Source organism: Fluviicola taffensis DSM 16823, assembly GCF_000194605.1.
In the GTDB taxonomy this organism is placed as follows: Bacteria; Bacteroidota; Bacteroidia; order Flavobacteriales_D; family Crocinitomicaceae; genus Fluviicola; species Fluviicola taffensis.
The window spans coordinates 1,708,062-1,731,536 of record NC_015321.1 but is presented as its reverse complement, the minus strand read 5'-3'; the positions used below and the strand labels follow the sequence as shown (position 1 = coordinate 1,731,536).

19 protein-coding genes are annotated in these 23,475 nt (G+C 38.1%); 5 read left to right on the top strand and 14 right to left on the bottom strand.

Annotation, left to right across the window (positions count from 1 at the left end):
- Positions 1 to 10: 10 nt before the first annotated feature.
- The 7 genes from xseA to FLUTA_RS07600 all read right to left on the bottom strand — a co-directional run bounded on the left by xseA (position 11) and on the right by FLUTA_RS07600 (position 5,165).
- Complete coding sequence (gene xseA, locus FLUTA_RS07630; protein ID WP_013686285.1) at positions 11 to 1,441, bottom strand: exodeoxyribonuclease VII large subunit; 1,431 nt, start codon at positions 1,439 to 1,441, stop codon at positions 11 to 13.
- Positions 1,442 to 1,500: 59 nt separating this feature from the next.
- A complete protein-coding gene (locus tag FLUTA_RS07625; protein WP_013686284.1) occupies positions 1,501 to 2,574 on the bottom strand; it encodes an acyltransferase family protein in 1,074 nt (357 codons plus the stop codon).
- A 7-nt stretch (positions 2,575 to 2,581) separates the two neighbouring features.
- Positions 2,582 to 2,956: a VOC family protein gene (locus FLUTA_RS07620; RefSeq protein WP_013686283.1), complete on the bottom strand. Its 375-nt coding sequence runs from the start codon at positions 2,954 to 2,956 to the stop codon at positions 2,582 to 2,584.
- Positions 2,957 to 2,958: 2 nt separating this feature from the next.
- Positions 2,959 to 3,390: a hypothetical protein gene (locus FLUTA_RS07615; protein ID WP_013686282.1), complete on the bottom strand. Its 432-nt coding sequence runs from the start codon at positions 3,388 to 3,390 to the stop codon at positions 2,959 to 2,961.
- A gap of 1 nt (position 3,391) precedes the next feature.
- Complete coding sequence (locus FLUTA_RS07610; RefSeq protein WP_013686281.1) at positions 3,392 to 3,847, bottom strand: hypothetical protein; 456 nt, start codon at positions 3,845 to 3,847, stop codon at positions 3,392 to 3,394.
- Between the two features lie 63 nt (positions 3,848 to 3,910).
- Positions 3,911 to 4,267 carry a bleomycin resistance protein gene (locus tag FLUTA_RS07605; RefSeq protein WP_013686280.1) on the bottom strand — a complete coding sequence of 119 codons (357 nt, stop codon included), beginning with the start codon at positions 4,265 to 4,267 and terminating at the stop codon, positions 3,911 to 3,913.
- A 193-nt stretch (positions 4,268 to 4,460) separates the two neighbouring features.
- A complete protein-coding gene (locus tag FLUTA_RS07600; RefSeq protein ID WP_043023710.1) occupies positions 4,461 to 5,165 on the bottom strand; it encodes a SecDF P1 head subdomain-containing protein in 705 nt (234 codons plus the stop codon).
- 240 nt (positions 5,166 to 5,405) lie between these two features.
- On the opposite strand from FLUTA_RS07600, the gene metG reads away from it, so the two are divergent.
- The 5 genes from metG to FLUTA_RS07575 all read left to right on the top strand — a co-directional run bounded on the left by metG (position 5,406) and on the right by FLUTA_RS07575 (position 11,930).
- Positions 5,406 to 7,463 carry a methionine--tRNA ligase gene (gene metG / locus FLUTA_RS07595; protein WP_013686279.1) on the top strand — a complete coding sequence of 686 codons (2,058 nt, stop codon included), beginning with the start codon at positions 5,406 to 5,408 and terminating at the stop codon, positions 7,461 to 7,463.
- Positions 7,464 to 7,616: 153 nt separating this feature from the next.
- The gene (locus FLUTA_RS07590; RefSeq protein WP_013686278.1) at positions 7,617 to 7,994 is read left to right on the top strand and encodes a GxxExxY protein; all 378 of its coding nucleotides are present in this window, start codon (positions 7,617 to 7,619) and stop codon (positions 7,992 to 7,994) included.
- 146 nt (positions 7,995 to 8,140) lie between these two features.
- Positions 8,141 to 8,551 carry a hypothetical protein gene (locus FLUTA_RS07585; protein WP_013686277.1) on the top strand — a complete coding sequence of 137 codons (411 nt, stop codon included), beginning with the start codon at positions 8,141 to 8,143 and terminating at the stop codon, positions 8,549 to 8,551.
- Between the two features lie 78 nt (positions 8,552 to 8,629).
- On the top strand, positions 8,630 to 9,901 hold the full coding sequence (locus FLUTA_RS07580; RefSeq protein WP_013686276.1) for a chloride channel protein: 1,272 nt from the start codon (positions 8,630 to 8,632) through the stop codon (positions 9,899 to 9,901).
- A 67-nt stretch (positions 9,902 to 9,968) separates the two neighbouring features.
- Positions 9,969 to 11,930, top strand: coding sequence for a choice-of-anchor tandem repeat GloVer-containing protein (locus FLUTA_RS07575; RefSeq protein ID WP_169312068.1), 1,962 nt, complete (start codon positions 9,969 to 9,971; stop codon positions 11,928 to 11,930).
- Positions 11,931 to 12,066: 136 nt separating this feature from the next.
- Here FLUTA_RS07575 and FLUTA_RS07570 read toward each other — a convergent pair whose 3' ends face one another.
- From FLUTA_RS07570 to FLUTA_RS07540, 7 genes are all read right to left on the bottom strand, one after another.
- Positions 12,067 to 12,288 carry a hypothetical protein gene (locus tag FLUTA_RS07570; protein WP_013686274.1) on the bottom strand — a complete coding sequence of 74 codons (222 nt, stop codon included), beginning with the start codon at positions 12,286 to 12,288 and terminating at the stop codon, positions 12,067 to 12,069.
- A 50-nt stretch (positions 12,289 to 12,338) separates the two neighbouring features.
- Entirely contained in the window at positions 12,339 to 13,535 is a 1,197-nt protein-coding gene (locus tag FLUTA_RS07565; protein WP_013686273.1) for an oxygenase MpaB family protein, read from the bottom strand.
- Positions 13,532 to 14,056: a DUF1003 domain-containing protein gene (locus FLUTA_RS07560; protein ID WP_342630455.1), complete on the bottom strand. Its 525-nt coding sequence runs from the start codon at positions 14,054 to 14,056 to the stop codon at positions 13,532 to 13,534. The genes FLUTA_RS07565 and FLUTA_RS07560 overlap by 4 nt, the downstream gene beginning before the upstream one ends.
- A 297-nt stretch (positions 14,057 to 14,353) precedes the next feature.
- A complete protein-coding gene (locus FLUTA_RS07555) occupies positions 14,354 to 14,959 on the bottom strand; it encodes a hypothetical protein (RefSeq protein ID WP_013686271.1) in 606 nt (201 codons plus the stop codon).
- Between the two features lie 28 nt (positions 14,960 to 14,987).
- Positions 14,988 to 16,313 carry a PhoH family protein gene (locus FLUTA_RS07550; protein ID WP_013686270.1) on the bottom strand — a complete coding sequence of 442 codons (1,326 nt, stop codon included), beginning with the start codon at positions 16,311 to 16,313 and terminating at the stop codon, positions 14,988 to 14,990.
- A gap of 121 nt (positions 16,314 to 16,434) precedes the next feature.
- Positions 16,435 to 19,815 (bottom strand): T9SS type A sorting domain-containing protein, encoded by a 3,381-nt coding sequence (locus tag FLUTA_RS07545; protein ID WP_013686269.1) that lies wholly within the window; start codon positions 19,813 to 19,815, stop codon positions 16,435 to 16,437.
- Between the two features lie 172 nt (positions 19,816 to 19,987).
- Positions 19,988 to 23,473 carry a T9SS type A sorting domain-containing protein gene (locus tag FLUTA_RS07540; protein ID WP_013686268.1) on the bottom strand — a complete coding sequence of 1,162 codons (3,486 nt, stop codon included), beginning with the start codon at positions 23,471 to 23,473 and terminating at the stop codon, positions 19,988 to 19,990.
- Positions 23,474 to 23,475: the final 2 nt, after the last annotated feature.

Sequence of the window (23,475 nt, the reverse complement as noted above, 5' to 3'; positions counted from 1 at the left end):
ATCCTCAAAGTTATTTCACCTTCGCATTCAACTCCTGTGCTTCCGTCACAATTTTCAATTCCTCTCCTGCTTTGGCTTGATTCTTTGCTGAAAGAACTCCTTTTTGATTGGTGACAATTGCATATCCGCGTTGCAAAATGGTAATTGGATCTAGCAGATTTAAGTGAAGTTCAGCTTGCTCCAGGTTTTTAGTTTCTGTTTCAAATCTTCTTGGAAAGAACCGAATGAGCTGATTTTGTTGATTGTTGATTGTTTGTAAACTTGAGTTAAGAATAGACTTGGAGTGGATTTGTAATAAATTGATGAGGTTTTCTCTCTTATTTTTTTGTGATTCAAAAAAGTAACCAGAAGAAGAACGTATTTGATTACGAAGTTGTGTTAAGACTTGATTAGAGTAAGTCATTTTATGTTTGACCTGAAATTCAAAATCCTTCACTATTCCATGAAAAGCATTTTTTTCAGAAAGTAAGACAGCCTGTACTTCTTGCTTAAATGTAAGAGTTAGCTGTCCAAACTGATTTTTACTTTCTTGCAATAAGTGTTGAATTTGTTTCGGTAATTTCATCAGTGCTTCATCCAATGGAGCATCTAACTCCTCAAAAATGCTCAACAGAAAATAAGCCATATCAGAAGGGGTGATTCCATTTCTAAATGCAATCATTTCGCAAACCGTGAGATTGGTTGAGTGTCCAATTCCGGTCAAAACGGGAAGAGGAAAGGTCGCAATGGCTTTTGCCAGTTCATAGTTGTTGTAGCAGTGCATTCCCACTTCACCACCGCCACCACGAATGATTACAACCGCATCGAAATGGTGTTTGATTTCTTCAATACGTTTTAATTGTCCTTTAATGGAAGCGATGGCATTGTCTCCCTGAAGAGCTGCTTCAAACAAAAAAGTGTTGAAATGATAGCGTTTTGGATGGCCGTTTAATAAGGTCACGAAGTCAGAATAACCTTTACTATCTGCCTGTGAAATGATTGCTAGTCGTTTTGGAACCAATGCCATTTCAATTTGCTGATTGGCGTTCAAAATCCCTTCTTTGTTTAACCGTTCCAAGGTTTCTTGACGTTCACGTTGTAGTGCTCCCAGTGCATAATTGGGGTCGATGTCAATAATCTCTAAACCAATGTTGTAAATTGGATGATACGTAATTTTAACTTGAAACAATAACTCCATTCCGTCGCGCAGTGGTTCTTTCACGATCTCATAGAACTTTTGTTGGATTCGTTCGAAATTCTGTTTCCAGATTGTTCCGCGCATTTCTACAACAATTAATCCATCTTCTTTCTGAACCAATTCCGGATAGCAATGTCCTTTCTTGGTAGAATTGAGCTTGTGCATTTCCGCAATTACCCAATAAGTGCGCGAATAACGTTCCGCAATGACTTTGCGAATCGAATCTGCGACTTGTTTGAGGGTAAAATATTCGGGAGTTTGCATTACCTAAAGGTACGGAAAAGCAAGAAATATAAAAAGAGGCGCGTTCTCTAAATCGTGGTTTATGGCTTTTTTAAGCGGTATTTTCCTTTCAGATTTAAAAAGTATTGTTCCAGCGTGATCCGAGAAATCCACGAAATAAGAATGGTGAAGAATAGCGCTAAGGAATAAAGCAGGAGGTTGTAAACGATTCCATTCTCGTTTTTTGGAAGATATTTCAAGAGAAGTACCAGAATGATCCAGTGATACATGTAGATACCATAAGATATTTTACCTAAAAAAACGGAAATTTTAGTGTCGATGGAAATAGTTTCATTTTGAACAATTCCTACAAGCATTATTCCGAAAAGAACGGCGAACAATTCCTCTGTAAAGAAGACGAGTTCGAATCGACTAAACCACAAACTAAAAGTCAGAATACTTACACCAATGAATACGCTGTTTTTACAGAAAACAGTTAACCAATTCTTCTTTCGTGCAAAACCATAACCAAAGAAAGCACCTACAGCAATGCAGTTGAATTTCGTGTTGTGGAAGAAATTTCCAACGAAAGAAGTCACGTTTTCATCTTGGGCTGTTCGAACATTGATATATCCAATGATGTGAGGTAATAGAGAATATACAACGAAGAAAAACACTAAAAATAACACTACTCGTTTTTCAGGAAGAAGCATTAGTAATAAGGGCCAAAACAAGTAAAATTGTTCTTCCACTCCGATGGACCAAATTTGCGGACTTGCTGTCCATTCAATGTTTAAGGCATCAGCGATGTTTGGAAAAATACTGAAGCAAAGTAGGATTGTTTTTGAAGAGTATTCCGAATCGATGAGTAGAAATGAAAGAATGAGAATGGTGTAATAAAGCGGTAGAATGCGCAAAACACGCCGCAGGATGAAGTTTTTGTAAGAAATTTTTCCAGCAATTTCTTTTTCTCCAACAAGGATGTAAGTGATTAAAAATCCGCTTAGTACAAAGAATAAAACGACCGCAATGTGACCATCCGGAAAGATTGTGAAATCGCTGTCAATCAAATTTGGAAGTGCTTCCCGCTGTTTCAATAATTCTATATGTCCCCATAAAACAACTAGAGCCGCAAGTGCTCTTAAAGTTTCTAGTCCTTTTAGTTGTTTGGTCATCGAAGCTTTAATTTATTTTCCAAGGTGGGTTTAATCTATTTTCACCTGCAAAAAACAAGATTAATTGATTTCCATCAGGATCTTTCAAATAGGCCTCTCTCCACAACCACGATTTATCATTCGGTAGCTCATCAAATGCAACTCCTTTTTGGATGAGGTCATCCACTTTTTCATCCAATTCCGCACATTCGAAATAAACAGAAATTCCAGTGCCAGTTGGCAGTTTTTCTGTTAAATGAACCGAAAAAGTACTAGTTCCATCTGGACATTCAAAACGGGCATAATGATCTGATTTCACGATTAATTTCAATCCCAATGTTTGATAAAAAGCAATGGATTTTGGAATGTCTAAGGATGGAACTGTTAGTTGGTTTAAGTTCATAATCACAAGTTTTGGATTGGCTCTTTTGTCATTTCCCAAGACCCTTTTATACTCGGAAAGATAGCGAATTTCCCTTGAAATATTCCAATACCAAATTTGAATCTCCACAATCCTTTAACGGTGTCATTTTGTATAATACCAGTATAAAAAATACTTCTGTGGGGTTTTTGTTCTTCAATAATATTTCCATTTTTATCTAGGCTTGTTTGAATAGGCATTTTTTTGATGAATCGTAGTTGATTTCCTTTTATTTTCCCCTCTATGATTCCTGTTCCACGTGTACCACCCGTTTCTAAATCATCTTCGATAGTTCCTGAAAAGTTTTTTCCATCAAATTGAGTGATTTCAATCTTGAATCGAGTTTGTTGATTTCTTCGATTTTCAGGAATTCGTTTGCTTTCATGTTGGTATATGCCAGTCCATTTTCCCGTCATTTCAATCTCTTTTAAAAATCCATTTCACTTTGGAATTATCCGTTGGTTCGCTGTCTGTGCAACTTGTACCTTCACAAAAACCGAGTTTCCATCCCGAAGAAAGCGCGATGTAATAACCCCAACCAGGTTCTTTTACTAGTGTATTTCTAGCCTTTTCTGAAATTTGAGAAAGAGTCATTCCAGCGTGGTATTTTTCAGGAGTTAAAAATAAACTGTCTGCAGTTGACAAATAAGTAGTATCATTCTCCTGAAGAACTAAATCAAATTTGTGACCTTCGATTTTCACTTCTTTACAGGTTCTGAACTGCCCAGCTGAAACCAATATTTGCTTCATCATCAAACCATCTTTGGTCTTGGTAACGTTATTCTCGTTGAGAGCCTCTGTTTTTTTTGAGGTTTCGGTTGAGCAAGCGCCAAGTAGCAGAGAAAGGAATATAATGATTCTACTATTTTTCATGACTCAATTTTTCAATCGAATTTAATGATTTTTGGTATTACCTCTAATAAGTGTTTTTCGCATTTAGATACTTTGACTAAAAATTAACAAGTTGTTGTTTGGGTCAAACAGTGAAAATTCCCGAAATCCCCAGGGTTTGGTCGCTAAATGTCCATTCGGATGAATTGCTATTTTTCGATGGAGTAATTCCTTGTAAATAGCATCGATGTTGTTTGTTCGAATATGCACTTGTTCGTGCTTCTCGCTTGAATCGAGTTCTTTTTGTTCAAAAAAATGAATTTGAAGATCCTCCTTTTCAACCATCAGGTAACCATCAAAATCGGCATGTCCGAACAAGTGAAAACCTAAGGCGTTCAAGTAAAATTGGCGTGTGGCATGTTTGTCACGCATCGGCAGTTTTTTTGGAACAGATATGGCCATATTGCATGTTTTTGGTATGTCCAATTTACAAAACTACTGTTATCAAATCAAGCGTATTTACCACAAATCTGTGTTGCGGTTTACCACATAAAAAATGTTGAATTTTATGAATTAGATCTTGATAAAATGAGTTGGTTGTATCTCACATGAGATTTGAAGGCTTCTTCATTTTTTGTCAAACAGAATCTCTCATTTATTTTCCAGCATTAATCCGTGCTGCCAATTCTTCTGCTTCTTTCACTGAAAAATTTCCGCTTATTTCTGTTGATCCACCTGCAATCGCGCCATTCACAATAGGGCAAGAAAGTACTTGGTGATCCATCGTAATGGCAATGGGACGACCAACATTGTTGCGAGTCATAACCTCCCAATCATGTGCGCCATCTTTAGTCATAGAGATAGTAATTATTGGTGTATTGGTGATTTGAGATCTAGCAAAACTTGCGATTTCAATATCTTTTCCATCAATGGGCGCTTTGTTGCCTTCAGGAACTCTTACTGCATACAAGGCATACATCTTTTTCCCATTTGGCGACTCTTCCAAACCGAATGACCACATAAATTTCAACTCTTTTGGGAAATTGTTTTTCACCTCAGAAAGAGACAAAAGCGAATCTACTCTAAAGATGTCATTTTCAGCTACGAATCCAAATTTGTTCGCGTCTGATAATTGAACAAGCGCTCCTAAACTATTTGGGTTTTCTCCTTGCTCAAGCGAGTCTTGATTATTTACCCAAGCGCAAGCAGCTTTCCACGAATCCAGAATTTCAGTAAGCGGGTAGGTCTCAAAGAACTGAATGTTTCCAGGTTTTACATTTTTCGGGGTTAAATTTTGAGATTCTGCTGAAGGCCCGCAAGAGCAGAGAAATGCTAAAAATACGAACGGAATAAGTTTCATGGTGATAAATTTTAGCGATAAAAATACGGTTTATTAGGTTTCCCACGGACGGGCACGGAGGAACATGGAAGTTTTTGATAGGAAAGCATGAGTGGGATTTAGATGAATCGAACAATTTGCTAGGGCTTGTTTACCTTTGCGTCCTCTGCTTCTTTGCGGTTCATCCATTAAATCTGAGTTATCCTTACCCTTTATGACCTTCCAAAGGGGGAGAGCTAAAAATTTTCCTAATTTTGTACCATGAATAAATCGAAATTTACTGTAACAGCTGCGCTCCCATATGCGAACGGACCCCTTCATTTAGGACACGTTGCCGGTGTTTACCTGCCTGCTGATATTTTTGTGCGCTTCCTGCGTTCGAACGGACACGATGTGGCTTTCATTTGTGGATCGGATGAACACGGTGCTGCAATTACTTTGCGTGCTAAGAAAGAGGGGATTACACCTCGTGAAATCGTAGATAAATACAACCAAATAATTGGTGATTCATTCAAACAATTCGGGATTTCTTTCGATATTTTTCACCGTACTTCTGCTCAGATTCACATTGAAACGGCACAAGATTTCTTCAAAGTATTGGAGGAAAAAGGGAAATTCATCGAGGAAACAACGGAGCAATATTACGACGAAGAATACCAGCAGTTTTTAGCTGACAGATACATAACGGGAGAGTGCCCCAATTGCCAAAACCCGAATGCCTACGGTGATCAGTGTGAAAAATGTGGTTCTGCGCTGAGCCCGACAGATTTGAAGAATCCTGTTTCTACTTTGAGTGGAAAAAGTCCTGTTTTGAGAAGTACTTCACACTGGTTTTTGCCAATGGATCGCCACGAAGAGTGGTTGCGTCCGTGGATTAAGGAAGGAATCTTGGATGGAAAACAACAACATGACCCAAAAGCTTGGAGAAATCAGGTGATTGGTCAGTGTATGTCTTGGATTGATTGTGGTTTACATCCACGTGCGATGACCCGCGATTTGGACTGGGGAGTTCCTGTTCCACTTCCAGGTGCAGACGGAAAAGTCTTGTATGTGTGGTTGGATGCTCCAATCGGATACATTTCCGCAACGAAGCAATGGGCTTTAGACAACGGAAAAGACTGGAAAGATTACTGGTGCAATGAGGATCGAAAACTGGTTCATTTCATAGGGAAAGATAATATTGTATTTCACGCAATTATCTTCCCGATTTTGTTGAAAGATCATGGTGGATTCATTTTGCCTGACAACGTACCCGCTTACGAGTTTCTTAATTTGGAAGGCGATAAATTCTCTACTTCCCGCAATTGGGCAGTTTGGCTACACGAATATTTGGAAAGGTACCCAGAGAAAATAGATGAATTGAAATACACGTTAACATGTATTGCTCCAGAAACGAAAGATGCCGAGTTTACTTGGAAAGAATACCAAGCTCGTGTAAACAATGAATTGGCGGATATCCTAGGAAACTTCATCAATCGTGCTTTGGTTCTGACCCAAAAATATTATGAAGGAAAAGTTCCAGCATGTGGTGAACTAACTGCTGAAGATAAACAAGTGTTGGTCGATATGAAGGCCATTCCTGCGCGCATTGCAGAGTTGGTGTATCAATACAAATTGCGGGATGCTCAGGCTGAAGCGATGATGTTGGCGCGCATTGGAAATAAATATTTGGCAGATAACGAACCGTGGAAATTGGTCAAAACCGATCCGAAACGCGTGGAAACAATTATGAATATCGCTTTGCAAATCACGGCGAACTTAGGCTTGGTGTTGGATCCGTTCTTACCAGAAACAGCTGCAAAAATTCGTGCATTTGTAGGAACGGAAGTACAAACGTGGGACAAGTCGGGAACGATTTTGTTGCAAGCAGGAGATCAAACGAGTACTCCAACGATTTTATTCCAAAAGATTGATGATGAATTTGTGGCAAGAGAAGTGGAGTTCTTACATGCTTCTCAACCAGTTGCTGAAACTACTTTTCCTCCTCAAAAAGAAGAAACATCCTTTGATGATTTCACAAAAATGGACATTCGTTTGGGAACAATCATCGAAGCGATTCGTGTTCCGAAAGCAGATAAATTGTTGCAATTAACTGTAAACACTGGAATTGACACAAGAACGATCGTTTCAGGAATAGCAGAACATTATTCTCCAGAAGAAGTTGTGGGAAAAACGGTTGCTGTTTTGATGAACTTGGCACCTCGTAAAATCCGCGGAGTGGAATCTCAGGGAATGATCCTGATGGCTGAAAACGAAGAAGGAAAACTGAGCTTTATGATTCCTGAAAAAGGATTTGAGGCTGGTGGAGAGATCCGATAATTACAGAAATTATTTCCCGCGGAGGGACGCAGAAGAGCGCAGAATATTTCTGTGCTTTTCTTGTTTCAGGACTATTATAAAATAACGATAATTATCTTAATAATCAATCGTTTATGAGCTTGTGTTTTTAGAATATTCACTTTAGTTTAGAGTATGAGTGAAAATGAAATAAGTTTTATAATCCGCAAAGCTATTTATGAGGTCTATGAAGAATTAGGCCCAGGTTTATTAGAATCGTCTTACGAATTTGCTTTGAAACATGAGCTTGAAAGCGCGGGACTTCGGGTAAGATCTCAGGTGGAACTTTCTTTGAAATACAAGGATTTTATTTTACAAAATGCTTATAGACTTGATTTGCTGGTAGAAGACAAAGTAATTATCGAATTAAAATCAGTAGATATACTTAATAAGGTTCATCACAAGCAATTAATAACTTATTTGAAGCTTTCAGATTTGAAATTGGGAATATTGGTGAACTTCAATACTGATTTTTTGAAAGATAATATCTTCCGAAAAGTAAATGGGTTATAAATTATTATCTGCGGACCTCTGCGCTCCTCCGCGGGAGACCTAAACGGAGATGAAAGTAACCGAAAGGTTGATAAGAGCAATTTTTCCAAGAGTTGCTGTTTTACTACTTTAGTTTAAAAATGAGTATTCAGTAATTTATTCATGTAATGAGAAACGATAAACCAATTTTTTTCACTGTATTCCTTGCTATTTTTCTATGCGCTTGTGATCCTTCAACGAAACACCGCAAAATCATTCAGAATGATTCAGATTACGATGTTGTTTTACTTCTGGAAGGTCAGGCAGCAGCAGGATATAAGTCAGACTCTATTTTGGTTGGTAGTCACAGTCAGATTACTATTTTCGAAATATCGAGTAGAGAGAGGGTTTATGAATATAAGAATTGTGACATATACCTTGATTCGATACGGACAAGAATCGTTGGTAATGACACGTTGAATATCACGATGAACTTGCGTGATGGATCCAATTGGGAGTATTTTTTGTTAAAGGAGACACGCAGAAAAGGTGGGGAATGTGATTGCCGAATCCAGATTAGGAACGAAGATATACAATAACGTCACCAATCAATCTAGTATTCTTGCTTTAATTCCGCAGAAAACGCAAAAATCTAATTAATCCGTATTTTTGCGAACATGACGGAAAGAAAAAGGGTAATTCTATACAACGATGTGAAATTGGCGGCTATTTCGATGTTAACAGCTTTATTTTGTTGTTTTTTGGCTTGGCTTTTAAAATTACTCACAGAGCTTTTTCAGCATACGTTGTTTGGTTTTGCAAGTCGTAATGGCGTTGCTTGGTTTGTTGTTTTACCAACTTGTGGAATTACAGCAATCTATTTTTTGCGCAAATATCTTTTTCAGAATCGTAAGAATAAAGGAATTACCGAAATATATAAAACGCTGGATCAACGCAAAGATCATTTGCCTTTGTTTAAAGTGCCGTCGCACTTTCTGAATGGGTTTTTAACAGTCATTTTTGGTGGTTCAACTGGAATTGAGGTTTCTACCGTTGTTGCAACTGCTACAGTTGGAAATGAAGCTTACAAACGTGATTTTTCTGCTAAAATATTCAAACGCGAATTGATAAGCGCTGGAGTTGTTGCCGGAGTGGGGGTGTTATTCGGAAGTCCGCTGGTTGGTTTGTTGTTTGCTTTAGAGGTCATTGCTCGTAAGGTAAATAAATCGCTTTTGATAAGTGGTGTAACAGCAGGATTAGTTACTTGGGGCTTTATTTTAATTTCCGCGAGTAAGCCCTTGTTTCCTTTTCGAGTAGATGATTGGTCTTGGAAAGCACTGCCGTTTTTTGTTTTATTGAGTTTGTTTGGGGCTTTACTTTCCGTGTATTTTACCATTTTGGTTATTCGCATAAAGGACTTTTTTGCCAAAATCCCCAATAATTTCCTTCGTGTAAACTTAGGCGCTTTATTGGTAGGATCGGCAATCGTTTGTCTGCCTTTTCTTTACGGAGACAGCTATCATGGACTCACAGAACTGATTCATCAGGTATTGGCAAAAGAACCAGTTTCTCTTTTGATCCTGGGCTTGTTAATCCTGCTGAAACCTTTGGTTGCTGCATTAACATTGGGTGCAGGTGGCGATGGCGGCGTTTTTGCTCCAAGTATTGTGGTTGGTGCGGTTTTAGGCTTATTCTTTTCCTTGCTTTGCAATCAGGTATTTCATACGGAACTGGTTCCTCTCAACTTTGCATTGGCTGGAGTTGCTGCTACGCTTTCCTCTGCGATCTCTGCACCTTTTACTGCAATCATTTTAGTCTGCAGCCTGGTTCCGAACGGCTACGCATTGTTCCTCCCAGTGCTGATCAGCAGTTTCCTTGCACAGCACATTGCAAAATTCATTCTTCCGTATAATGTGTATACTTATGGATTTCAGGCTGTAAAGGAATAAAAATTCAGACCTTTAAAGGGTTTTCCTGCGAAATCTCGCCTTTTATTACATATATTAGTATCTGAAAGTGAGTTTACTAACCTTAATTGACCAGACAATCATGCAAAAAATTCTTACTACTCTTTTGCTTACTCAGTTTTATTTTCTGTCTTTCGGGCAGCATGAATTCTGGGGCACTGTTAGTAACGGCGGCGATTATGGCCATGGTTATATTTTTAAAACCGATTCAGTTGGTGGAAATCTGGAGGTAATCCATCATTTTGACTCCATTCATGGAAAGAACCCATCGGAGTTACTTGTTGCGGATAACAATAAGATATATGGGACCACGGCATATGGTGGTCAACTTGCTGGCAATACCATTTATTCGGGAGGGACATTGTATGAGTATGACCTTAGTACAAATACCTTTAAGGTGCTGCAGGATTTTGGTCCGGGAAATCAAACAGTGCCTGGAACCTATCCTTTTGGTGATGGTATGCGAAGCTTAACTTTGGTTTCTAATGCACGAATTTACGGTCAGGTACGCCATGGTATTCTTGCTACCGGGAATATATTCTCTTGTGATCTTTCTACTGGGATGGTTAGCCTAGCTTTGAGCGTGCCTAGTTTTCAGGGTGAAGCAACAAACTCCACGCAGGGCAATCGTTTGAATGACGCGCTTTATAAATCAAGTGACGGGTATCTTTATGGAACCACGTTTGCTAATTCTCAATGTCCGGTTACGCATCCTTATCATGGTACGATTATCCGTATTGATCCAGTGACAAATGCTTTTTCAACCCGTTACCTAAACCCTTGTTCTGCGGTGGATGGTTATAAATACCTGAGTGGTTTTACAGAGTACAACGGCCGGCTTTATAGTGTAAGTCCTACCGGTGGATCAGCCAATATGGGGGTTATTTATGCTTTCCAAACGTCGACTAATACCTATGTGAAAAAGCATGATTTCACAGGTGGAGTTGGGGGTGGATACCCGAAGCCGATGCTTCAAGCAGCGAACGGACAATTTTACGGGCTTGCTGGTGTTGGTGGTATACCAGAGCCTAATCTTCCTTCTGGTGGAGGAATTTTATATGCGTTTGATCCTTTGACCGATCAATTTGTGAAAAAGCTTGATTTTCTTCTGCAAACTGGTTCGTATCTGGAAGTTGGTCCACATCCATTCAGTATAATTAATGGATTTGAAGGTAAACTTTATGGGGTAACCCGAAATGGTGTGTTTTCTTATGACCCGATCTCAAACTTAACACATCCTGAAAGTCGTTTCCCGGTTGGAATAGGATGGGGTGTTCCTGAGTCTCCTTCGCTTACTGCTGTTTGCCGCAAACCGGCTTATATTCCTTTTGAAGCAATGAATGAAACCCGTTGTGCCGGAACGGATTTTTCTTTTGTACTTGAATTAGGTAACAATACAGAGTCTTTTGTCTGGAAGCATAATGGAGTTGTGGATGCTGCACAAATTGGTACAACGCTCAGTTTCGAGAATCTCACTTCAAGTGATGCGGGAAGTTGGGTTGCAGAACTCACCAATTTATGTGGAACCACTGTCACACCGGTGATTACACTTGCGGTTGTTGACCATGCCCCTGCTACAATTGTACAGGAAGATGCTACTTTGTATTCCACGATTGCTGCTACTTATCAATGGATAGATTGCGATCAGGATATGGCTCCTGTTGCAGGCGCAACTTCTTCCACCTTCATACCTGCACACAATGGTCAATTTGCGGTGATTACAACAAATAACGGTTGCCAGGACACTTCTGTTTGTTTCCTGGTAGATAATCTCGGTCTGGAACAAACGGGATCAAAAGGTTCTATTTCTGTTTACCCTAATCCGGTGACAACAACATTACATATTGTATCCGATGTGCCAGTTTTATCACTTCAGGTAATGAATACGTCCGGGCAGACCATTCTGAAAGGAGAATCGGATGTGTTAAATGTATCTGAATTGCAGTCGGGGACTTATTTTCTTCTAATTAAAACAGAGTTCGGTGAATGGTATCAGTGGTTTGTGAAGTAAATATCCGAACCTTTTGAGTGCTATTTTCGAATGATTTTTTATCGTTAGAACCACCTACAGGATTGAGTTTCTCTCATATCACTATTTACTTGGGGTGGATTGGAGAAGTCCATCCTTGAATAAAAACTAAGTCAGCTTATTTAGCGAATATGGGACTGCAGGTGCGTTCTGAATTCGAGAATATCTCACAGGTTTCTTCCGCTTTTTCTTTTTTGGCTTTTGGAAAGGATTCCCCGATTGGCTCTCCAAATCCGGTGCTTTCGTAAGTTTTGCAGTAACAGGTATACGGATATCTTTTGGAGCAGGCAGTTGAAACGATTAGGAGTAATGCTGCTAAAACAAAGGGTAATTTTTTCATAGTGTGTTTTTAAAAAATCTAGTGTAAAGATTTGGAAGTAAAAAAGGGAATCATTTATCAGTGATCGTTTTTCTTCCATGGCTTTTCAAATACGCGTTTACAACTTTTATTTGAGCTTTTCGGTTGCAGAGAATCGAACGATGGTAGCTTTTTCCAGACCAGTGAACAAAAGGTTGTGCTAAACGTACAAAGAATCTCTGAATGTGCGGATATATTTGCCAGGAAGTTTTTGGTAATTGCATCGTTTGACACGAAGTTTTTCCAAGGAAGAACCAATTGTATCCCAAATGTGTTTTGTAAACCAGTTTCTTTTCCCAATTCCGAGATGGAAAAGGTCCGTCAATAGGCTCCAATGTTAGTGCTTTTGCTAATGCAATGGTATCATCATCTGCTGGAGCTTGTGTAATTGTCCAGGCATAAATTGCACGAATGGCATCCGATTCTGTTTCAGGAAAGGTTTCTGCTGGAGTTCCTAATAAAGATCCGACATATTTCCAGAAATGAAATAAGCCTTGAATTTCTTCTTCAGTTGGTTTAATCCCTAATTTTCGCAGACCATCTAAAAAGATGATAGAGAAACCCAGGTTTGTGGCAAGCATGTCCCACTGATTTAAAGGAGCTCCCCAATCTGCTTCTTGCCATTTACCTTCATCCAAAATACTCACTCGTGCATACGCATGCATCAAACGAATCTTCAAGCATTCTTTTAGGCCTATTTGAGGGTTTGTAATAGCGTTTTCACCAACAATGCTAACCCAGAACTCGGTAGTTTCTGTTAAGCGCTTAGCAGCGCCCTTTTTTAGCGCTCCTGTAAAAACAAGCGGTTTGTTGATAGCGGAAGATTCATAACCTCCCATTAAACAGTAATTGCGCAAAACCATGAGCCCGATTGAACCAGATCTTCGACACAAACACGCACCAGATTCGAGTAATTCTGCATTCAACCAAGAAGGAGTTTCTAGTGTTTGATTCACCAACTGGATTAAACTCTCTGGACATTCTGCTTGTTTATTGGCTAATAATGCTTCGATCCAAGAATCTGCTTGTTTGAATCCATGTACTTGATATACTTCTCGAATCACCTGATCTGCCAATGAATCTGTTTCAAACAACCGCGGAATAAAGGCTTCAATTTCTGTCTTTTCGGGAAGTTTTCCGATTAATTTTTCAGCAAGATTCTTCCCATTTCCTGATTTCCAATAAATTGAAAAGCCTGGTGAAGGATAATAAAACCTTGAAGGAATCATTCTTTTTCGCCTTTTGTGTGTTTTAACAATAAATCCTTCATGGTATCCAATTGAATTTTTTGCATTTCGAGTAATTCTTGCTGTTGGTGAATGATGAGGTGATCGATTTTATCGTGGAGCAAACGGATTTCAACTTCGGATTTCAGGTTGACCATGTAATCTTTCTTTGCGCGTTCCCGGTCTTTTTCTTCTTGTCTATTCTGACTCATCATGATTACAGGAGCTTGAAGTGCCGCCAAACAAGATAGAATTAGGTTCAAAAGGATAAAAGGATAGGGATCGAATCCTTTGTTGAGTAATATGAATGCATTGAAAGCTATCCAAATCAACAAAAAGGTCATAAAAGAGATGATAAAAGTCCAACTTCCTCCAAAAGTTGCTACTTTATCTGCAATTCGTTGACCAAAAGTGTCGGTTGAAATATCATCTTCTAACTGATCCGAAATGAGTTTCTTTTCACTCAATGTTGCTAAAACTGTTTTATCCAAATCGGATAATTCACCCATTTGTTCTTGCATCATTTCGGAAAGGTATTTTTCCCGATAGTTATTCAGTTCCCCTATTGATAGATGACAACTTTCATTGAAAGTGGGATTTTCTTTTTGTATGAGATCTAATACTGATCCACGAATTGTTTTTGCTGAAATTCTTTCAGAGACAGGAAACTCACTGTTTGATAGATCGCTACGAAAAGTGCTCATAGTTGAATAAAAATAGTCTTGTGAATTTAAGCAGAAGAATTTGATTTAACTAAAAATGCCTCAATTCATCCGTCAGTTAACGGGCAAATTGAGGCATTTAATTCTTTACAAAGAGTTTTATTTTATGTTTTTCAGGATATATGCTGCAAGCATTTTTGCCCCTTTCGCATAAGATTCAGACAAACGAGATCCAGGATCATAATCATAACCGCTATGCTGTGAACCAGGTACATATGGGTGAGTTAGTTTAGCCAGAGTTTTTGATTCATCATTTGCGTCCACAAATAGATACTCAAAAGTAACCACAGCATCTCTACGAACAATACCAAAGTTAAAACCAGGCTCCATAAAAATTGTTTTTACAATTAAGGTGTATTTTGCTTTCTCATTGTTTTGAGCAGCATGGATTTTTGCTTTTATTCGTTTATTTAACAACTTTTCAAACATATTTGGGAAACGTTCTTTTTTATCGCGTTCCCAAGAATTCTCCCATTGATCTCCTCTTCCAGCTTCCTTTTCATTTAATTCTTTGATTTTCTTTTGTTTATATTCCGCTTCGCTAGAGAAATCACCTATTTGAAATTCAGAAAAATCATATTTGACATTTAGTTCGGTTTGACCATTCATAAAAGAAAGGTCTCCAGATTCTGTGCTGATTTTTTGAGCGATGGACGTTAAACTGAAACCAGCAATAAACAAAAGCCCTAATTGTATTCTTTTCATACTTGTTTTTGAGTCGATTTATGTTTTTCTACAATAAATCATTCGCCAAATTTGCCAATTCAGAGCGTTCTCCTTTTTCTAATCGAACATGAGCAAATAAATTCTGCCCTTTTAATCGGTCGATGAGATAAGCCAAACCATTACTATTTTCATCTAAATAAGGAGTATCAATTTGATGAACATCACCCGTGAATACAATTTTTGTTCCTTCTCCTGCACGCGTAATGATTGTTTTTACTTCGTGTGGAGTTAAGTTCTGGGCTTCATCTACAATGAACAAAATATTGGACAAACTTCTTCCGCGAATGAAAGCCAAAGGAGTAATTAAAATGCGCCCACTTTCTTCCATCTCAACAATGTGTTTGTGGCGTTTTTCGTTTTCTCCAAATTGTGATTTGATAAATTTTAAATTGTCCCAAAGCGGTTCCATGTAAGGTCCAATTTTGTCTTTTGCATCACCAGGAAGGAAACCTATTTCTTTGTTGGAAAGAGGAACCAATGGACGAGCTAAAATGATTTGCTGAAACAATTTGTGTTGTTCCAATGCGGCAGCAAGTGCAAGTAATGTTTTACCTGTTCCAGCAACACCCTGCAAAGCCACCAGTTTTATATCATTATTCATCAACGCATTGATTGCAAAAGCTTGCTCTGCATTTTTTGGTTTAATGCCAGAAGTATATTCTTTTTCGACGCGTTGAAGAGTAGATGTGTGTGGATCAAAATAGGCTAATCCAGAACTTTTTCCGTTTTTTAGAATATAATATCCGTTGGCAATTTTTTGATTTCCAAGAATTCCATCTTCATCAATGGTTCCTTTTAAGAATAGTTGTTTGATGGTTTCCGAATCTATCCCTTCAATGGTTGAACTCGATGTTTGCTCTAGTTCGTTTGAATGTACTTTTCCCGTTTCATAGTCTTCTGCTAAAATTCCCAAAGCCTTTGCCTTGATTCGCAAGTTGATATCCTTGGTAACGAGAATAACTTCTTTTTTAGGTTCTTGCTCTTTTACTGCAAGAGTTGCGTTGATAATTTTGTGGTCATTTTTCCCAACACCATAAACGATCTCCGCATCAACGCCTTTTGGCTGTGAATCGAGTAATACTTTGAATGAACCTAAATTAGGCCCTAAAGTAATCCACTGTTGTAAACCGCCAGTTAAAGAAATACGATCAATAAAACGAATGACTTCACGCGCGGAGAAATTTTTGGTGTCATTTCCGATTTTGAACTTGTCCAATTCCTCCAAAACGGTAATTGGAATGGCAACATCATGTCTTTCAAAGTGCATGATTGCATCGTGGTCGTGTAGTAGTACAGAAGTGTCTAATACAAATAGTTTATTCTTTTTAGCCATGCTGAAGTATTTGTATTAAAGTACTCCTTTCTCCATTCTGATACACGGCTGAATATTCAAACTTATTGACAACCATTTGTGACTAAAAAAGGGAGCTTTTAACTCCCTTTTAATGTTCTCTTTATTTTTCTATCACAAACCGTTTCAGTGTTTTAGCTCCTTGCGATAAGAGTTCTAAACTGTACATTCCTCCAGCAAGTTTTCCACAATCAATTTTGGTTTGACCAGGAACAATCGTTACAATTGAAATGATTCTTCCAGCCTGATCAAGGATTTGAGCGTTAATCAATTGATTGGAAGTATTGTCTACATGTAGAATTGAATTTGTTGGATTTGGATAAATGCTAATCGCTTGGTCTATCAATTCTGAAATGGAGTTTACTTGTCCAGTTGAAAGGCGATTATCGCGATTCGATCTTGTCGTATTGAAATCCTGAGCAGCTTTCGTTGCATTGCAAATACTTGGTGCGTTAACCGTTACTACATAATACAACCCGTCTGTTGAATTTGGTTGATCTGTATAAGTAAATAAGTTGTTTGGCATGGTGGTTAATGTTGTCCAACCATCCGCATTTGTATGTCTTTTCAAAACAAAGTTAGGATAACTGAATCCTTCGTAACCATCCCAGAACAAATTGATGTCGTTTCCTAAACCATGACTGATCACTAGATGAATGGTTTTATGATTCAAGCTCATAGCTGATTCTGTTCCGCAGGCATCTACAGAAGAGATTTTGTATCTCCATGAACGAACATTTGGAGAAGCCACTAGGTCATTGTAAACAGATTCATCTGTATAATTAACAGTTCCTACTAATTGGTATAAACCAGCTTGAGAGGTTTCGCGGTAAATGTTGAAATGATCGATACTAGAAGAGATAGGTTTTTCCCAAACTACTAAGTTGGTATTTGTAACTGAATCTACAGTTACCAAGCAAAGTTCAACAGGATCTGGAAGTGTCGATCCAACTGTTCCTCCCAAAACGGTTATACATCCTGATGCTCCTGCAACTGAAACAGAATAATTACCAGGACTCAAATTTGTAATGTTTTGAGTAATAGCTCCATTTGTCCACAAATAGGCTGTTGGGTTTCCAGAAATTACTGTTAATTGAATTTGCCCATTATTTGAACAAGAAGCATCAATAATCGTATCAATTGCTAAAGTGGGACCAAAATTATTGGAAACTAAAGCAGATGTACTAAAAGTACATCCGTTTACATCCGTTAAAGTACATGTAAAAGTTCCTGCGCCAATGTTTGTAAGTGTTCCACTGTTTCCTCCAATTGCAGTTCCAACCGCATTTGTCCAAGCATATGTAAAAGGAGCTGTTCCACCATTGAATGAAGCTACTGCTTGTCCGTTTGTTGCTGAACAAGCTGGTTGAGTTACTGTCATTTGGTTGAGCATAATTTGTTGTGGTTCTTGTACAACATAAGTTGCCGTAGAAACGCATCCTGAAGCATCTGTAATAGTTAACTCGTATGGTCCACCGACACATCCGGTGATATCTTCAGTTGTTGCGCCACTTGACCAAGCATAAACAAGTGGTGCTACACCTCCAGAAACAGTCACATTAATTGCGCCATTTGTTGATCCGTAGCATGATGCTCCTGTGGTAATGCCCGTTTGAGAAAGACCATTTGATCCAACCATTGCTGTTGAAGTAGAAAGACAGCCATTAGCATCAGTCACCGAAACAAGATATTGCCCAGATGATAAATTTGACACACTTGATAGAGTTGATCCAGTACTCCAATAAATTGCGTAAGGTGAAAGTCCATTGGTTATTGCTACAGAAGCTGTTCCAGTATTTTGATTACAATTAGAAGTGTTTGTTGTGACATTTAAATCTGGTGTTTGATTGATTGTAACCTGCGTATTACCTGAACTTGTACAACCGTATTGATTGGTTTTAGAATAAGTTAATACTACAGTGGAACCAGTTGGATAAGAAGGATAAAATGTGTTATTCACCACTCCATTACCGGACCAACTTCCACCAGTTGGTGAAGCAATTGGATTTAAGTTCACGGGATTTGCATTTTCACAAATGCTTGAAGTAGTATTGTTAAAGGCAATGATAGGTTTCGGATTAACTACGATAGGAATCAATAGTGTATCTACGTTTACTCCGTTTTCAACAAGAATAAATTGTAAATCTACTGTAGTTGGACTTGTAACATCATTAGTGTTTGTTATAAAAACAGAATAGTTTAATCCTGAACCAGAAACGGATACCGCTGAGTTTGGAATCACTGAAACGTTTTGAGAGGTAACTGTCATGCCCAAGTTTGCCTGACTATAGTTGGGATCTAGTAAATAAATACTATTGCTCGCGCTGTTATTAAATGCAGTTCCTTCACACATTGCAAAATAATCATAGTCTTCAATGTTTGCAGCTTGATTATATTCTTTTACATAGAATTTTCCACCGCTAATGTATGCAATCACATGGATACCATTATATGTTTCAGCTGAATGGGATGTTGCGTCTGTAGGTGCTAAAGTTGCCCCTGAGGTTATTGTAGACAATGTTCCAGGTGTCAATCCTGCTGTAAATGAACGGAAGAAATTGGTTGTTCCATTTCTATAAAAAACATATCCGGTTGTACCATCCGTAACCAAATCATAATCTACCAGATTTGGAGAACTAGATACAATATTTAATGGTGTACCTAATGTAGAAACTCCATTGAATGCTCTGTAAGCAAGTGTTCTTTGATTATATTGGTCCGTCATGTGACTACAAGAATAGAGGGAGCTGTTCAAACCCTTTTCGAGTATGATCTTTTTAGCATCCGTACCATATTCATAAGTATCATTTGAATAAGTAGAAGTGGAAATCGTGCTTATATTGATCCCATAGTCCATATCCATATCTGCTTCAAAAAGAGAAAGCACATTGTTTCCTGTGGTTGCAACACAGGAAACAGCACTTAGATACTCACTATTTTCATCAATATTTACAGCTCCAATAATAGTGGGACTTCCAGATTTTAATGTAATTAACCCCTCGTGACTAAAAGTCTGATAATCAGGATTATAGTAGGTTAGAAAGACATCTCCCACACTATTACAACTAATATCAAAATCTTTGCTTATATAAGTAACCGCATTGATTTGAATATAATTATTAAATAATGTTGTCCAAGTAGTTCCATTGAATCGATGGCATTCAATACGATCGTAAGTGTCATCTATTTTTGCGGCAACAATTGGCGTTTCATTATATAAAATAAGCCGTATTGCTGAAGCGTTAGGACTCGAAATTCCGGCAGTACCGACTAATTGCCAGGCACCGTTATTCCATTTGCGAACTGTAATTTTATTGGAATTGCTTCCATCAATATATGCAGCGAAGAGAACTCCGCTAGTGGAAATCTCAATATCAACTTCAGAAGCAGTGGCAATTCCAGTTGAACTTCCAATAAAATTCCAGCTCTGAGAAAAGGAAAAGGTAGAAATAAAAACAACAAATAGTGTAAGTAGTTTTTTCATAAGTACTTTAATATTAGCAATTCACAAGTACCAAAGGTAACTAAATAAAGTTTGGGGGTTTGTAAGTACGCGTATGTTGTAGTTCTCTTTGAGTGTTTTAGGTCTTTCTACAAATAGTTGGTAAAAAAAGAGCCCACCAAGGTGGACTCTTTTTTTACTAAAACTATATAGTTTAGTACTTACTAATTCTTTTTACAATTCTGGAATTAGAAGAGCTAATCTCAACCAAATAAACACCTGATTGAATATCATTCAATTGAATCTCGATTTTTGAATCAGAACTTGTTGTGGTGCTAATAACTTGCCCAGAAAGTGAAGTCACTCGATAAGTGATTGTTTCAGTTCCGTTTTGAACGAAAGTTACAGCACCATAAGTAGGGTTCGGATACATCGCGATTTCATTCAAATAGTTTTCATCGACACCATTGGATGATGCTCCATCAACTCCATCACCCGCTGAGAATTGGCCACGTTCACGATTCGAACGAGTGGTATTAAAATCTTGTGCTTTCTCAGCAGTACAAGGAGAATTGGTAAGCATCTCAATGTAGTAATCTACTCCTGTTGATCCTGGAGGAGGAACATCATTGTATGCAGAGGTTCCAAGTGGAATTGTTGAACTTGCTGGCTGCCAGATTGCTTGATCTGTTTTTCTCCAAACAACATATCCTGCAACGTTTCCAGATCCTTCATAATCATCCCAAAGAACATCAAAAGATCCATTTCCTACGTTCAATATCGTATTTAGATGCAGTGTTTTGTGTTCGGTAGAAATCGGACTTTCAGTACCACACGCATTTACTGCCGACATTTTGTAGCGCCATGAACGATTCATAGGTGAAGCCACAACATCATTAAAGTAAGATAGATTATCAGCGTGTACGGTATCGATTAGCAAGTAGTTTCCAGCTAAATCAGATTCTCTGTAAATATTGTAATGACTAATTCCTGAAGTTTCTGTTTTTTCCCAAACCACCAAATTTGTGGTTGTTGCAGTGTCTACAGTTACTAAACAAATCGGTTGAGCCAATGGTGCTCTTGTTCCAATTATAACCGTTTTTTCAGAGTAACAAGGTTGGCTTATTGAACCACTTGTGGCAGTAATTGTATAACTACCAGAAGCTAAATTGAAATTACTTTGAGTGGTTGTTCCATTTGACCACGACCAAGAGTTAGCTGTAGTTCCACCATTTGGATCCAGAACAAAATTAACGGTAACTCCCCCATTCGTTTGATTACAAGTCGCGTTTAAAATGGATGTGTTGATGTTTACAGCTTGATAGTCATCTAATTGATAGGTAAATTCTTTGACACATCCGTTTCCATCCATTACTTGTAATGTGTAAAATCCGTGTCCAACATTGTTTAACGTTGGTGTTGTTTGTCCCATTCCCACCCAGTTGTAGTTTAGAGTTCCTGCACCATTTATGAATGAACCAATGCTTCCATCCGTTGCACCACAACTTGGTTCGGTTGCAAATAAACTTCCAGTGATTGCTGCTGGTTGGGTAACAATATACGACCCTGAAACCTGACATCCATTGTCATCCCATACGTTTACAGAATAATTCCCGGGTGCTAAATTCGAAATAGTAGATGTTCCATATCCATTTGACCAGACGAAATGGTATGCATTAGGATTCACAATAGCAATTGATATCGAACCATTGTTGAGCCCGTTACAAGAAACGTTGGTAATTGTTGGGGTAATCGTTATTCCCGTTGCATTTACAGATGTTGCTCCAGTAAAGTGACAGTTGTAATCGTCTGTTGCACTGTAATAGTAAGGTCCAGGCGCTAAATTAGAAATGGTAGTTGTTGTTTCACCTGTTGACCATTCTAAATTGTAATTCGCAGAAGATCCAGCGGTAAATGTTACTGTAGCAGTTCCAGTTGTTGCTCCGCAAGTACTTGGTGTTGAAACAATGGTAGCACTTCCCAAAACAGGAAAAGTAAGTGATGTAGAAGTTGTAACAATACATCCATTTATTTCGTCATTTAAGGTAATTCCTCCACTAGTAAAACCTAGAGAAACGACAGTTCCATCGATTGTAGTTCCGACTACTGGCGTTCCATTGATTGAAAAAGTACCGTGATCGTAATAATTGACATAGTTTGTCAAATCAATCAAGTTATCATTGCTACACAAATTTAAAGGGGTAGATGTAAAGTTTACAACGGGAGCAGTTGTTGTACCTACAGTTAATGATGGTAAAGAAATGTTTTTTATACTATACCCATCAAAAAGCTGAAATTGAATCAATGCATTTCCTGCAGAAGCACCAATATTTCCATAAATCGCATATTTTGTTAGGGCAGGAGATGTGGTGTTGTCGAAATAAATTAACTGGGCTGTCATTCCGGTTATTGTTCCACTTTGATCAATTAAATTCAATATTTTAAGCGGACCATCTTTGTTGTCATCGTAAAACTCCAAAGCATGGTAAATCAAATTTTGATGATTTGGACAGGTACCAGTAGTTGGGACAATAGAACTTGGATTTATTTCTGATTTGGTATTGAAAATGCTGTTGTATTCACCTCCATCATTGTGATAATTTGTAACAAGGTGTTGACCACCAGCATCCATTGATATTTTAAAAAATTTATTTGCACCAGCAGTTAGTGGTATTTGAATCCCGAGAGTATCCCAGAGTCCCGTTCCCCAATCTTTTCGAAATACAAAGGCATCTCCAAAGGTGTTATTTCCAGCTGCAGCAAAATTGGAAGTTAAAAAGGAATAACTTGCATTTTGAGTTGTTGCAGAATAGGAGCTATCAATATTGAATAGCAGTGCCTGGTCGGTTCCTGTATCTAGTTGTACGTTATTTGTTCCAGAGAGAGTTTTCTCATAAGTTGTCTGATTCGCATAGTTACGCATATAAATAAGTGGTGGGTTTTGACCGTTTCCAACCAGAAAGTAACTGCCATTTACAAAGTTTGTACCTAAGATGTTTTTTAGTCGCCCGTCATTTGCTCCACTTGGGTTGTAATAACTTAATGCTGTTGGTGTATTTAATGGAGCTACGGCAAGCCTGTTGTTTGCATTTCCAGAAACACCGTAATAAATGGAAGCGTTGGAAAAATGAATTAAATAATTGGAGGCATAAGAATTTCCAGAAGGATCTAAAATTGGGCTAATGTACGTAGATGAGTTCCAGTCTAAGGTATTGGTATTAAACGTACAAATGTTGAGACCACCATTATCATTATACATGACAATTAATTTATCCAAATCACCGTTCGTCTTAAAGATCCAGTTGTCAACTATTGAAGTGGTTCCAATAAGTGAATTATAACCAATAATTTGATTGGTAGAAATGTTGTATTGATGCATCGCTAATCCGGTATAACCCCCGGCAACCAGATACACCTTGTCGTTAATTAATTCTCCTTCAATTCTATTGAAACTAGAAATATAAGTATTTTCAACAGCTAGCCACTTCCAAGAACCAACTTCTGGGTTGTACATCGTAACACGAATGTAACTCATTGAATCACTGAAATGATAGTATTTCCCTTGATACATAATTGACTTCATTATCGAGCTAGAAGAGCCAAATGGGTTTGTCGGAATTTCGGGAGACCAATCATGTGTTTGTCCCTGCGCATTTGCAGCGCTTAGTAGCAGCGCAAATAAGAATAGTATTTTTTTCATGT